This is a genomic window from Desmospora profundinema (assembly GCF_031454155.1).
Taxonomy (GTDB): Bacteria; Bacillota; Bacilli; order Thermoactinomycetales; family DSM-45169; genus Desmospora; species Desmospora profundinema.
This window is the reverse complement of record NZ_JAVDQG010000001.1, coordinates 18,966-31,866: the sequence shown is the minus strand read 5'-3', so window position 1 is coordinate 31,866 and position 12,901 is coordinate 18,966. Positions and strand designations below refer to the sequence as shown.

Here is a 12,901-nt window from a genome sequence, read left to right as displayed (position 1 = left end):
GACCACCATAGATGCTACTCATTCCAGATAACTTTCAGAGAGACAATATCTTTTCCTCGTTTAAGATCCTGCTTGTTTTTCTTATCCCTCCCCTTTAATATTCCGTTATTTACCTTTTTTCGTTGCAAACAACGGATAATAGGCTCTATATCCCGTGTCCTTTTGACCCACCTGGAACCGTCCCTGAAATCCACTTCCACTTTCATCATCCGTACCTCCTTTACTCTAAGAAGTATGCCCTAAACACAGATGATGACTTTACACATGCCTAATTACTTTACTCCTTTAAAAAATCATTCCACACAAAATAAATGGGTATCTTAAGGTTAATATCGTATGAGGAGCCGTGCCATGAAGTCTTGGGTGTTTCTTTGTATCATAATCACCGCGCTTTTCCAACCTTTTCACATTCAGGGGATCCAAGCTCCTCCGCCACGAATCCAGATTGATTTATGGGAACATCGGTTGTATGTGATACAGGGGTCTGAAGTGATCGTTAGTTATCCAGTTGCCGTGGGTAAAGACCAATGTCCCACACCAATCGGTGAATGGAAAGTGGTTCATATGTCTAGCGATTGGGGAGGAGGCTTCGGGCCACGGTGGATGGGCCTGAATGTCCCTTGGGGTCAATACGGAATTCACGGAACCAACCGACCCTATTCCATCGGCCGGAATGCCAGTCATGGGTACGTCCGTATGAAAAATTCCGATGTGAAAGACTTGTACCGGATGATCTCCATCGGAACTCCTGTAAAAATCGTAGGACCCATCATGGGACGGGATGAATACCGACCCAAACGGCTGGTTCGAGGCGACCGTGGCAGCCTCGTTCTGCTTATCCAAAATCGACTTCACGCCGCCAAATATTATCAAGGGACTCAGGATGGCATATATGGTTTCGATTTGGAACAAGCCATCAAACGATATCAAAAGGATCATCAACTGGAGAGAACCGGACAAATCCGAATGGAAGAATACATTCGCCTAGGTTTGATCGAGTAACATCACCCCCTCTGGATCGAAGTAAAGCATACCGAAGGTTCGTTCCCGTGTATGTTTTTTCTTTGATGGATCATAATACCCTTCGAACACAAAGATCGATAAAAAAGGAGGAATCTTTTTCATGACTGTCGGCACCAAGATCCAACAAGCGGTTGCCAGTGCGGAAGGCCTGGCAGCCGATCTGAAAACCTTTGCTTTGGATACGAATAATCAACAAGCCAAACAAATGTATAAACAACTGGCACAGAATATGGAACAGGTTGTACAGCAGTTGAAAACCCGCGAACAACAAGTAATGACCGAGGAGCCACAATATAATCAACAATAACTTCAATTACCCGCACCTGAGATGGTGCGGACTATTTTTTGTCGATACGAATCCAAATCAAGCATCATACATTTGGCACCATTCGGATTGGATCAAGCACGAATCTTATGAGATTTACCGACCTTAACTTGGATCCATGGACTAAGGCGTGTCTGAACAATCCGTAGTGCGAGATCCCGGGTCGGTATGGCTGTCTTCGTTTCGTTGCAAAAAGCGCAAAGGCTCTCCGCCAGCCATACCGACCCTCCCTTCTACTCACGAAAGATTGCATTAGGGCCCCTCATCCCTTTGGCTTAAACACCAATGCCGCCAAAAATCCGAAGATGATCGCAGAGGAAATACCAGCGCTGGTCACTTCAAAAATCCCTGTAACCACTCCGATCAGACCGTTTTTTTCCGCTTCCGCCATCGCTCCGTGGACCAGGGCGTTACCAAAGCTGGTGATGGGAACGGTGGCTCCTGCCCCCGCAAAGTCGATCAATGGTTCATACAACCCCAATCCGTCCAAAACGGCCCCTATAACAACCAGCGTACTGGTGGTGTGTGCCGGAGTGAGTTTCATCCCGTCCAGCATCAATTGCCCAATCACACAGATGAGCCCTCCTACCACAAACGCCCAAAAATACATCATCTAAAATGCCCTCCCTCTGACTCCAGCACCACGGCATGAGCAATACAGGGGATGCTTTCTTTTTGCTGATAACTTAAGGGAGACATCAGGGCTCCCGTTGCCACGATCAACACTTTGTGCAACTCGCCTTTCCGCATTTGGTTGAGAACATGTCCATAAGTGACGCAGGCCGAACAAGCCGCCCCGCTGGCACCCGCCTGAACGGGTTGATCCTCCCGGTAGATCATCATTCCGCAATCTCCAAAACGGTCTTTCGGGAGCTTTAATCCGTGCTTGGCCAATAAGTCGGCCGCGATACGATGTCCGACCCTTCCCAAATCCCCGGTCAGGATCAGGTCGTACTCGGTGCCGGACAGACGCAGGTCCCGAAAGTGTGCCTCGATTGTGTCCACTGCCGCTGGTGCCATAGCCGATCCCATGTTAAAGGGATCCTGAATGCCCATATCGACCACCCTGCCAATCGTGGCTGATGTGACACGAATCCCGTTTCCGCCTGTGGTGACGACGGCGGCCCCGGCCCCTGTAACGGTCCACTGAGCGGTGGGCGGCTTTTGGGAACCGTATTCATTCGGATAGCGATACTGCTTTTCTGTCGCCGCATTGTGGCTGGATGTTCCGACCAACACGCGTTCCGCAAAACCACTATCCACCAACAAGGAACCCAATGCCAGTCCCTCCATCGAAGTGGAACAGGCCCCGAACAGACCGAGATAAGGAACAGCCAGGCTTCTCGCCGTAAAGCTGCTGGATATCACTTGGTTCATGAGATCCCCGGACAAAAAGAACTGAATATCCTCCTTTCTCATGCCCGCCTTGTCGATCGCCCGTTCACAAGCTTGCTCCAGCATTTTTTTCTCCGACTTTTCAAAGCTGTCCTGCCCTTGCCACAAATCCTCATGCAGCAAATCAAAGTCATCCGCCAAGGGTCCCTGCGCTTCAAAGGGGCCTCCCACAGCTGACGAGGCACTGATCCGCGGTGAGTTTGAAAAAATCCAAGTCCGTCCTCGAATCACCTAAAATCCTCCCAACCCCTGCAGAATGATCACTTTTACGATCGCGATCACAAAGGCGGCAAATACGCCGAACACAATGACCGACCCCGCCAGCTTAAACATGTTGCCCCCCACCCCCAGGACATACCCCTCTGTTCGGTGTTCGATAGCGGCTGAAGAGATGGAATTGGCGAACCCCGTCACCGGAATCGCCGTTCCGGCTCCCGCCCATTGCGCAAGTTGATCATATACCCCCAGACCGGTAAACAGCACAGCTAAAAAAATAAGGGTAGCAACGGTGGGATCTCCCGCCGTCCGCTCGTTGAAATCAAAGAAATGCATATAAAAAGCGGAGATCACTTGCCCGAACAGACAAATGGCCCCTCCAATGAAAAAAGCGCGAACACAGTTTTTCAGTATCGGGCGATCCGGCTCCCTCTCATTGGCGAACCCCTGGTACTCCTGCTGAATCGGTGTGAGCTTTTTCTTTTTTTTATCAGACACGGTGATCCCCTCCAAACGATCATTTTAAAAGCAAGCGCATGTCGCTAATGATGGAAGCTACTTCCTTGGCGCAATGCTGATACATCGCTTTTGCCTTATTGTCCTCCGTATCCAAGGAAAATGTTTCTAAGTCTGCCTTGGCTTTTTGCATGGTGGTTAACAACAGCTGCCGGGTCGTCGGCTGCGGAGGTTGAATCGCATCGTCAAAGAGATCTAGATACAGTTCGCCCATACTGTCCACCTGAGCGATAAATACGTTCTCCGGTGATATCCCGACCTTTTCCAACTCTGTATGAAGCCACCCCCGATTCAGACCCATGGTCGCCAAGGACTCATCCATGATGTTGCCGTCGAGAATGACGGTCTGCGCTCCTGTTTCCGGAGACGTTTCCACACCCAAATGTTTGGGGCTGATCGGCTGCTTGTTGGCTTTTAAAAGCGCATTGATTTCTCCGCTGGATTCCATCACGGCAAATTCCACATCAGCCACGTTGAAAATCTGTTTACTCCTCAGTTGCTGCAACAGATCTTCCGGTGTAAACCGCGTTTTTTTCAGCTGTTCTTCCATGATTTTTCCGTGCTTGATCACGATGGCCTCCCGACCGTGAATCAAATCCCGCACCCATTTGCTCTTTAATGATAAATAGCTCAAACCGATCCCGGCCAATCCCCATGTCAAGAAGGCGATCAACCCGTAGACCCCATTCGCCACGATATTCAAGGATACCAAAGCGGCGATCAATCCAATCACGATAGCGAAGACCACATCGAACATGGTCATTCTGGCAGCGATCTTTCTCCCCAGCAGCCGGGTTAGTAGAATCAGCAAAACGAGAAACCCGAGCGACCGCAATATGATCTGAGCCCATTCCGGCACCATGTTTCCTCCTTCCTTCTTAAAAGCCTTTATATTGAGGCTCTTCGAACTCCAATACCCCCATCCGCTTTTTTAATCTCTCCAGCACGGATTCCAGTCGCTTCACACTGCGAAGGAAGGTCTTGCGCGCCTGCTCATCTTGAGCGATTTGTCCGTACATCTCCATGGTGGCTTTGGCTCCCTCGAGGCTGGCGATGGTTTGTTTCACTTTTGATTGAACGGTCATGGTTCTTCCTCCCAATGTAAATTTTGTCATATGGAAATCTTTTTTATGCACGCAAATGGATATAATAGGCAAGGCGAGACTTGTACTGACGAGTGTAAATAAAGGGGGAAATAGGATGAAACGCACTTGGGTTATTTGGATCACTCTGCTGATCCTGATCTCCATCGGATGTGCCGCACCGCAAAAACAATCGGAATCCTCTCCAAAACCCGAACAGCCCACCCTGATCAACCAGGATAAAGTGGATACGGCCAAGACAGTGGCCCAAAAAAACCGGAGGGTAGATGAAGCGACGGCAGTTAGTATCAATGATGAACTATCCGTCGGGTTGAAAGTCACCAATTTTGACCGCTTCTTCCTGAAAAGCACTCGAAAAGAGGTTTTCGATAACCTAAAAAAAAGGTTTCCGAAGGACGAAATTCATGTCACCACTGACAGCAAGCTTTTCAAAGACCTTAAAAAGCTGGAGTCAGACGCACGCAAAAACCCTGCGATCAATAAAGACAAAGCTTATCAACAGTTGCAAAAGATCAATGAAGATATGAAAGGATAACCGAACCATTCCGTAAAGATATAAAGAAAAGCTCCCCGTGGATGGGAGCTTTCTTATATTTCAACAGCAGAAGGGGGCATGTTTGGATGTATGACTAATAAAAACATTGGGCACAATTTATTGGTTGTGTATTTTTTATGTTACCCTATAAGCCCAGACAATTAGCCTCCGGTTAAAGTGAGAGATTGACGATATTCCACAGGATAGCGATAACGCAAAGAAGAATGTGGTCTTCTGTGTTTATAAAGTTGTCCAGGTCTTTTCTGAACTTGCACAAAGGATTCATATTCTTATTCTAATCAGACACTCTCTTCTTTTAAAGTGTAGAACCTCACAACCTAATTCTTTGTTTCTTTTTTTTCGATGACTCGAATAAAACGCCAAATCAAATAAAAGGTTCCCGCTAAAGCCGCTAAACCTAAAGCAAGTCCGATTCCAATCGATAATCCCATCATCACAGTCATCTCGCCGCTCATTTTTTCCATCATAAATGGACAACACATTAGATTAACCCACCCATCTTCCAACATTCTTCAACGCATTGTCGGCAAGGCTCAGCTTGTTGTCTGCCATTTTTCATCCTGATTAGTATTTCCATCTACAAAGAATTTATTATAATCAAGGGGATTCCAATAAAAAACCGATCCCCCATAAAGAAATCGATCCTTTTTTTGGTCTTTATAGTTGAATTTATACAACCAGACAATTATTATATACACGATTATTTTGCTATGCCGGTTTCCATCCGCGAAGGAATAATGTGTTTACGACAACTGACACCGAACTGAAGGCCATCGCAGCTCCAGCCAGAATCGGGTTTAAAAGCCCGAAAGCCGAGACTGGGATTAAGATCACATTGTAGGCAAAAGCCCAGAACAAGTTTTGCCGGATCTTACGTATCGTCGCCTTGGAGAGCCTGATGGCGTGAACAATTCCCATTAAGTCCCCGCGCATTAACGTCATGTCTGCCGCTTCCAAGGCGATGTCCGTTCCGGTACCGATGGCGATGCCGATATGGGCTGCGGCGAGGGCCGGTGCATCGTTAATCCCATCTCCCACCATGGCCACGATTTTTCCTTGCTGTTTCAAATTCTCCACTTCGGCCGATTTATCCTCGGGCAGCACTTCCGCCTGTACCCGGTTGATCCCCACCTGTTCGGCAATCGCTTCCGCCGTCCGTCGGTTGTCCCCGGTAATCATCACAACCTCGATCCCCATGTCTTTCAGTTCCTTAACCGCTTGGGCCGATGTTTCTTTGACGGTATCTGCCACCGCAATGACGCCCGCCACTTCCCCATCGACGGCCACCATCATGGCCGTTTTCCCTTCACCTTCCAACTGTTCGATGGAATCGTCGACGGGTTTCGTGGAGAGTGGATGCTTCTGCATCAATTTTTTGTTTCCGATAAGGATGTTTCGTCCCCTCACTTCGGCTTGGATGCCGTGGCCAGGGATCGCCTCAAACCGAGTAGCTTCTCCTAATTTCAACCCTTGCCGTTTCGCCGCTTGGATGATGGCCTCTCCCAACGGATGCTCGGAGCCCTTCTCCGCCGCCGCCGCAAAATTAAGGAGCTCCTCTTTGGAATGCTGTCCCAATGTCAGGATATCCGTGACTTCCGGCTCACCTTTGGTGATCGTGCCGGTCTTGTCTAATACAACGGTGGTAAGCCGGTGAGCGCTTTCCAGGTGCTCCGCCCCTTTGATCAAAATGCCGTTTTCGGCTCCCTTCCCAGTGCCGACCATGACTGCCGTCGGCGTCGCCAGCCCCAAGGCGCAGGGACAAGCAATCACCAACACGGCCACGGAACTGATCAGCGCCGGCGTAAAACCGATGAGCAGGTAAGTCAAGACAAAGGTCAAAACGGAAATCACCAACACGATCGGGACAAAGATCCCGGATACACGATCAACCAAACGCTGAATCGGCGCTTTAGATCCCTGGGCTTCTTCCACCAGCTTGATGACCTGGGCCAAAGCCGTTTCCTTGCCGACTTTGGTCGCCCTGAATCGGAAGGATCCGTGTTTGTTGATGGTGGCTCCAATCACCGTATCGCCTGTGCTTTTTGAAACCGGCATACTTTCCCCGGTCAGCATCGACTCGTCCACCGTGCTGTTCCCTTCGATCACTACCCCATCGACGGGGATCTTCTCGCCTACCCGGACCACCATCACGTCCCCCTCGGTGACCTCCTCGATCGGGATATCTTCTTCTTGTCCCTCCCGAATCACCCGGGCCGTTTTCGCCTGCAATCCCATCAGTTTTTGAATCGCGGCGGACGTTTGCCCCCTTGCCCTCGTTTCCAACATCTTTCCGAGGACGATCAAGGTGATAATGATCGCGGAAGCCTCAAAGTAAAGATCCTCCCAATTGCCCGTGATCACACGGGCAACACTGTAGAAGTAGGCTGCTGAAGTCCCTAAAGCGACCAAAACATCCATATTGGCGCTTTTTCTGCGCAAGGCTTTATAAGCCCCTGTGTAAAAGCGCGCTCCCACATAAAATTGGACCACGGTGGCAAGTAACAGCTGCAGATAAGGATGAAGATGAACGGGAAGGTCCAGACCAGTCAGATCGACGATCATATGCGGAAGAAATCCAGCTGACAGGACTGCTCCGATGAGAAACATCCGTTTTTGTTTCCGGTAGATTTCCTGGCTCACTTCTTTTTGCGCGTCCGTATCGGCATCCTGATCCAGTTTGGCCTCGTAACCGGCTTGTTGGACAGCGACAATCAATTGTTTAATCTCGACCTGATCGGGAAGGGTTTCGACCGTCGCTTTTTCATTGGCGAAGTTGACGCCGACATCTAGGACACCCTCCACCTTTTTCAACTCTTCTTCGATTCGGTTTACACAGGAAGCACAGCTGATTCCTTCAATGGAGAGAACGGTTTTTTCACTGTGAACTTTGTATCCGGTTTTTTTGATTGCATCGATAATCTGGTTGATGGAAACTTGGTTTGGCTCCAATGTGATCGACGCCTTTTCCGAAGCCAGATTGACATGGGCTTTCCTTACCCCAGTCAGCTTGGACAGATTCTTTTCAATCCGGTTGGCGCAAGCGGCACAGGTCATCCCCGAAATGCCCAGTTTCACTTGTTTCGCTGGACGATCCTGCACGGTAGTTTCCATTTACTTAGCCTCCTTCCGTCGGTTTATGGTGATTCTAATCAGCCTGTTGGAATGGACTCGCCATCTTTCATGATGGACTTCCAAGTTTGGCCGCCATCTTGACTCGTGTAAATATTCTTCTTAAAGGTAGCGATGGCTATTTCTTTTGGATTTGTTGGGTTTTGAGCGATAAACTGAACGGCATCCTCCGGGTCTTCAAAGGGGAGAGTGACGGTCTTTTTTTGTTTCGTTTGCATGTTGTATAGAACTAGGATAGGTTGCTTGGTATACCCCCCTACCCACAAGAAATCCGGCTGGTTCCGGTCAAAAAGCAAGGCCGTCGCTTGCAGACCGCCATCGATCTTGTTCACTTTTTCACCGGCATCCCGGGAGACGAACAGTCCGAAATCCGTACCCAATGCCACTTCTTTTTCACGAGTCGGATGAGCCTCCAACGTAAGCAAATTTCCCTGTACCCCATTTAATGAGGATGAATCCCAGGATTCTCCTCCATTGAAAGAGACGTAAAACCCTCTGTCCATTTTGTCGTTGAGATGTTCATTCATCACATACAACGTTCCGGTTTGAAATCCAGCGGTCATTTGATGGAAATCCGATTGCCCTTCAAAATCAATGGTTTTCCATGTTTCCCCTTCATTCGTACTTTTAATGAGTCCCAAGGGATTCGGTTTGTCAGAATCCGGCGCCGGATGCCCACTGCTGTAAATCCCCTTTTTCGTTAAGGAAAATCCCATGAGATCGTGCGGTTCCCCGATTGGACCCGACCATTTCCCACCGTGGTAGGCATACAGACCATCATGGGTGGCGGTCAGCAATTTTTCACCCTCCGCTGTATAAGCAAATCCATGGATATGTTTTGCCTGGAACGTATCAGGGGTTCCGTTACTGCACGCCGATAACAACAAAAGGGTTGCCAAAGCTACTAATATCCAACGAGTCATCGCGTGTTTCACTCCTTACTGGGGTCATTTCTTCATATTTGCTGTCGGTTCATTTATCTTACGGTTTTCACCAATGGTTCTGTTTGGCCAGATCAAAGGCAAATCCGTCAAAACTTCATAAAGATCAACATGAGGCCTTTAAATAATCATCGTTTATCCGTTGGATGCAAGCACTACTTAGATTGCAGTTCCTTTATATCCTGGATGATTTGGTCATAATTCGGCTCCGCACCGTCGTACAGCTTCACCACTTTTCCGGTGGAATCCACCAGGAAGAAGCGACCTGAATGCATCACGGGAGAGGTGGCATCAGGGTCATGGTTGTGCTCGACGGGTACGTTAAATGTGGATTCGATAAACTGTTTCATCTTTTCGAAGTCCTGGTTGGTCAGAAAACGCCAATTGTCGAAATCGGCACCGAATGTCTCCCCGTATTGTTTTAACACGTCAGGAGTATCCGTTTCCGGATCGACACTAAAAGTCACCAGCTGTGCCTCTACACCCTCTTCGGCCAGCCTTTTTTGCAGCTGTGCCATATTACTCGTTAATACCGGACAAATATCCCGACACTCGGTCAATACCATATCTGCCACCCATACTTTCCCCTCTAAATCCGACAGGCCGAAGGGTTGACCGTGTTGATCCGTAAATTGAAACGAAGGTACATCCCAGTTGAGGACGGACTGTGGGGATTCCTGGTTAGGGGATTGATCCGTCGAACGTGTTTTTTCCCAGGCAATAAAACCAATAACCAGTGCCATCACTGCTAAGAGGCCCATGGCCCCAATCATGATCTTCATCTGTTTTCTTTTCATGGTTCTCTCCTCCAGATCCCACCCTGATTCAACCTGTTGTTGAATTGTTGCTTCGATGATCGCCGGTTCCGGTTCGATGGCAACAACCGTTTCCTGAGCCGATCTCCAACACCCTTTCCCCGAGCTTTTACCAAGCTTTTTCCGTATCCGATCAAACGCTTTCCGCTCCAACGGACCCATCCACATGTCGTAAAAAGTCGCAAACCATTTGCCCATCGACCCCCCCATCGAAACGGTATCGGTTATTTTTTCTCTAAGACCTCCTTTCTTTGTTGATACTCGTCGGCATCGATTTCACCTCGAGCAAACCGTTCCTCGAGAATCCGGAGAGACGTATTCTCCTTTTTCCCAAACCCCTTAGTTATGATTACAACGACACCATAAACAGCTAAACCGATGAGCAAAACCCAGAAAATCATCATCACGAGCATCCCTCCCCAATCCATCATCGGCACGTTATTTCACCTCCTTCCTATCCTATCTTTTCCATCTCCAAATCCAATACCCCAAACCAACAACCAGAACGGGTAAGCCGATCCAGAGACAGATCCGAACTAACATATGAAGGTACGGTTGAATCGAAGGGGTATCCAAAAATGCAGTCGCGGACATGGTTAAACAAGCTAGCCCGATGGCAACCAGAGATAAAACAACCAACCATTCGATCCATTTCATGTGTGTTTCTCCTCTCCTCCGGGGTGGTGTCGAAACGACAGGATAATGGTAACCCGGGTCCCCTTCCCCATCTGACTGGACACTTCGATTCTTCCCCCATGAAGATCGACCAACTGCTTCACAATCGCCAACCCCAGTCCGCTTCCTCCGTATTGTCTGGACCGCGATTTGTCCACCCGGTAAAAACGTTCAAACAGGTATGGGAGCTCCTCTTCCGGAATCCCGATCCCTGTATCTTTGATATGGATGGTTACCTGATCCCGGTCGACGTTTAATTGAACCCCAATACTCCCTGTTTCCGTATACCGGATCGCATTGTCCAATAAGTTGATGAAGATCTGTTCCATTCGAAAGCCGTCGGCATAGACGGCAGGTAGATCGTCCGGAATTTGAACGTGTAGCTCCAGATCTTTTTCTTCCGCTTTGAATTTCGTTTTTCGGACCGCATTCTGTACGACTTCCGCCAGGTCGATCCATTCGAAATGCAGTTCCAGTTGGCCCGATTCCATCTTGGAGAGATCGGATAAATCCTGTACCAAACGGGTTAGCCGTTTTGATTCGTGGCGAATGATCTCCAGGTATTGCTCCTTTTCTTCCTCGCTTTGATACAGCCCCTCTTTCAAGACTTTGGCATACCCCTCCAAATAAGTGATGGGTGTCCTTAATTCATGGGAAACGTTTGCGAAAAATTCCTTCTGCGTGGTGCGGGTTTGCTGAAGATCCAAGGCCATGTCATTGATGGCTTGAGCCAGCGCTCCGATCTCATCTTCGGATGGCACCTTCACCCTGGCGGACAGATCCCCTTTGGCGATTTGCCGGGTCGCTCGTTTCATCTGGATGAGCGGATCCGACAGTTTTCTGGATAAAACCCATGTCAATCCGAGAGCCAGAAAAAAGACGCCCATCCCGGAAAGTATCAGCAGGTTCCGCACGATTTGGAGCGATTGGTCGATCCGATCGATGGAAGATAATACATAAACGCCGCCATAAAAGTCTTGTCCGCGAAAGATCGGATGGCCGGAGACCAGAAATCGGTTCCCTGAAGCGGGGTCCTGATCGATTTTCTTGATGGATTCCCCGCGCGACAGGGCTGATAATTCCTGATCGGAAACCGCATTTTTAGGCAAGCCCAGTACGTTGGAACGGGCTTTGATGGTTCCCCGGTCATCCACGATATACAATTTTACTTCTGAAAATCGGGCCATCATTTCCACCATGTGGATGGTCATCGGATCGGGGGATTCGGCGATGGATTGAGCGTAACGGGCAGATAAGTGATCGATATCCTCCCGTACCTGGCCGTAATAAAACCCGGAAACAATTTGGTTAAAAACAAAGCCCAGAGGCAGCAACACCATGATGAACAGAAGCATAATGGTGCCGCCCAATTTGAAAACGATTCGATTCGATCTCATGAATGTTCATGTCCTTGGAATTGATAGCCGACTCCCCATACGGTACGGATGGGCGAATCGGACAGCCCCGCTTTTCGAAGTTTTTCACGGATGACTTTGACGTGAGTATCCACCGTGCGGATATCCCCGAAATAATCGCTTCCCCAAATATGGTCCAACAGCATGTCCCGACTGAATACTTTCTGAGAACGACTCGCGAGGAACAGCAGCAGATCAAATTCTTTCGGTGTCAACTTGACGGGACGGTCCAGGATGAACACTTGCCTGCTCTCCGGATCGATCGTCATCTCTTTCCGTTTGATTTTTTTCGGCTGTTCCTTGGCAGCTTCGGTCAATTGGGAGCGTCTGAGCAACGCATGAACACGGGCGATTAACTCTTCCGGTTCAAAGGGTTTAACCAGATAGTCATCAGCCCCGATATTTAATCCCCTTACCCGATCCTGGGTCTCTGTGCGGGCGGTCAGCATCAAAATCGGTGTTTGCCGGGTTTCGCGGATTTGGGAGCAGACTTCCCATCCATCCATACCCGGCATCATCAGATCCAGTATGATCAAGTCAAACGACTCTTGATCCATCAACTCCAAAGCGTTGAAACCGTTATCCGCCTCCATCACATCAAAGCCGTTTTGAGTTAGGTACAGGCGGAGAAGATTGCGCATGTTGCTTTCATCATCGACGATGAGGATCTGCGTTTTCTTCATAGACATCCCCCGTTATCGAGTTCGTACATGGTTGCTGCTTCCATTGTACTTAGTAAATTTGATAAAAATATGAGGGAACAAAAGGATGATAATTCCACCGTTCTTCTTT

At 48.8% G+C, this 12,901-nt stretch carries 16 protein-coding genes; 3 read left to right on the top strand and 13 right to left on the bottom strand.

Annotation, left to right across the window (positions count from 1 at the left end; genetic code table 11):
- Nucleotides 1-14: 14 nt before the first annotated feature.
- Nucleotides 15-206 (bottom strand): hypothetical protein, encoded by a 192-nt coding sequence (locus tag JOE21_RS00195; RefSeq protein WP_309860787.1) that lies wholly within the window; start codon nt 204-206, stop codon nt 15-17.
- 145 nt (nt 207-351) lie between these two features.
- Here JOE21_RS00195 and JOE21_RS00190 point away from each other — a divergent pair, with 145 nt between their 5' ends.
- Together JOE21_RS00190 and JOE21_RS00185 are read left to right on the top strand one after the other, a co-directional pair.
- Complete coding sequence (locus JOE21_RS00190) at nt 352-1,002, top strand: L,D-transpeptidase family protein (RefSeq protein ID WP_309860784.1); 651 nt, start codon at nt 352-354, stop codon at nt 1,000-1,002.
- 121 nt (nt 1,003-1,123) lie between these two features.
- The gene (locus JOE21_RS00185) at nt 1,124-1,330 is read left to right on the top strand and encodes a DUF1657 domain-containing protein (protein WP_309860781.1); all 207 of its coding nucleotides are present in this window, start codon (nt 1,124-1,126) and stop codon (nt 1,328-1,330) included.
- 280 nt (nt 1,331-1,610) lie between these two features.
- Here JOE21_RS00185 and spoVAE read toward each other — a convergent pair whose 3' ends face one another.
- The 5 genes from spoVAE to JOE21_RS00160 are packed head-to-tail and all read right to left on the bottom strand — an operon-like array spanning nt 1,611 to nt 4,560.
- The gene (gene spoVAE, locus JOE21_RS00180; RefSeq protein ID WP_309860778.1) at nt 1,611-1,961 is read right to left on the bottom strand and encodes a stage V sporulation protein AE; all 351 of its coding nucleotides are present in this window, start codon (nt 1,959-1,961) and stop codon (nt 1,611-1,613) included.
- The gene (spoVAD, locus tag JOE21_RS00175) at nt 1,958-2,974 is read right to left on the bottom strand and encodes a stage V sporulation protein AD (protein WP_309860775.1); all 1,017 of its coding nucleotides are present in this window, start codon (nt 2,972-2,974) and stop codon (nt 1,958-1,960) included. The genes spoVAE and spoVAD overlap by 4 nt, the downstream gene beginning before the upstream one ends.
- A complete protein-coding gene (gene spoVAC, locus JOE21_RS00170) occupies nt 2,975-3,457 on the bottom strand; it encodes a stage V sporulation protein AC (RefSeq protein ID WP_309860773.1) in 483 nt (160 codons plus the stop codon).
- A 19-nt stretch (nt 3,458-3,476) separates the two neighbouring features.
- Entirely contained in the window at nt 3,477-4,337 is an 861-nt protein-coding gene (locus JOE21_RS00165) for a DUF421 domain-containing protein (protein ID WP_309860770.1), read from the bottom strand.
- A gap of 16 nt (nt 4,338-4,353) precedes the next feature.
- On the bottom strand, nt 4,354-4,560 hold the full coding sequence (locus JOE21_RS00160) for a DUF1657 domain-containing protein (protein ID WP_309860767.1): 207 nt from the start codon (nt 4,558-4,560) through the stop codon (nt 4,354-4,356).
- Nucleotides 4,561-4,675: 115 nt separating this feature from the next.
- Between JOE21_RS00160 and JOE21_RS00155 the strand changes: the two genes are divergently transcribed.
- Nucleotides 4,676-5,113 carry a YhcN/YlaJ family sporulation lipoprotein gene (locus JOE21_RS00155; RefSeq protein ID WP_309860763.1) on the top strand — a complete coding sequence of 146 codons (438 nt, stop codon included), beginning with the start codon at nt 4,676-4,678 and terminating at the stop codon, nt 5,111-5,113.
- A 338-nt stretch (nt 5,114-5,451) separates the two neighbouring features.
- Here JOE21_RS00155 and JOE21_RS00150 read toward each other — a convergent pair whose 3' ends face one another.
- From JOE21_RS00150 to JOE21_RS00120, 7 genes are all read right to left on the bottom strand, one after another.
- A complete protein-coding gene (locus tag JOE21_RS00150) occupies nt 5,452-5,601 on the bottom strand; it encodes a hypothetical protein (protein WP_309860759.1) in 150 nt (49 codons plus the stop codon).
- 241 nt (nt 5,602-5,842) lie between these two features.
- Nucleotides 5,843-8,245 carry a heavy metal translocating P-type ATPase gene (locus JOE21_RS00145; protein WP_309860756.1) on the bottom strand — a complete coding sequence of 801 codons (2,403 nt, stop codon included), beginning with the start codon at nt 8,243-8,245 and terminating at the stop codon, nt 5,843-5,845.
- Nucleotides 8,246-8,283: 38 nt separating this feature from the next.
- Nucleotides 8,284-9,186, bottom strand: coding sequence for a F510_1955 family glycosylhydrolase (locus JOE21_RS00140; protein ID WP_309860754.1), 903 nt, complete (start codon nt 9,184-9,186; stop codon nt 8,284-8,286).
- A gap of 173 nt (nt 9,187-9,359) precedes the next feature.
- The gene (locus JOE21_RS00135) at nt 9,360-10,217 is read right to left on the bottom strand and encodes an SCO family protein (protein ID WP_309860751.1); all 858 of its coding nucleotides are present in this window, start codon (nt 10,215-10,217) and stop codon (nt 9,360-9,362) included.
- 26 nt (nt 10,218-10,243) lie between these two features.
- Nucleotides 10,244-10,450: an SHOCT domain-containing protein gene (locus JOE21_RS00130; RefSeq protein ID WP_309862369.1), complete on the bottom strand. Its 207-nt coding sequence runs from the start codon at nt 10,448-10,450 to the stop codon at nt 10,244-10,246.
- Nucleotides 10,451-10,672: 222 nt separating this feature from the next.
- On the bottom strand, nt 10,673-12,091 hold the full coding sequence (locus JOE21_RS00125; protein ID WP_309860748.1) for a sensor histidine kinase: 1,419 nt from the start codon (nt 12,089-12,091) through the stop codon (nt 10,673-10,675).
- Nucleotides 12,088-12,792 (bottom strand): response regulator transcription factor, encoded by a 705-nt coding sequence (locus JOE21_RS00120; protein WP_309860745.1) that lies wholly within the window; start codon nt 12,790-12,792, stop codon nt 12,088-12,090. Before JOE21_RS00120 ends, JOE21_RS00125 begins: the two co-directional genes overlap by 4 nt.
- Nucleotides 12,793-12,901: the final 109 nt, after the last annotated feature.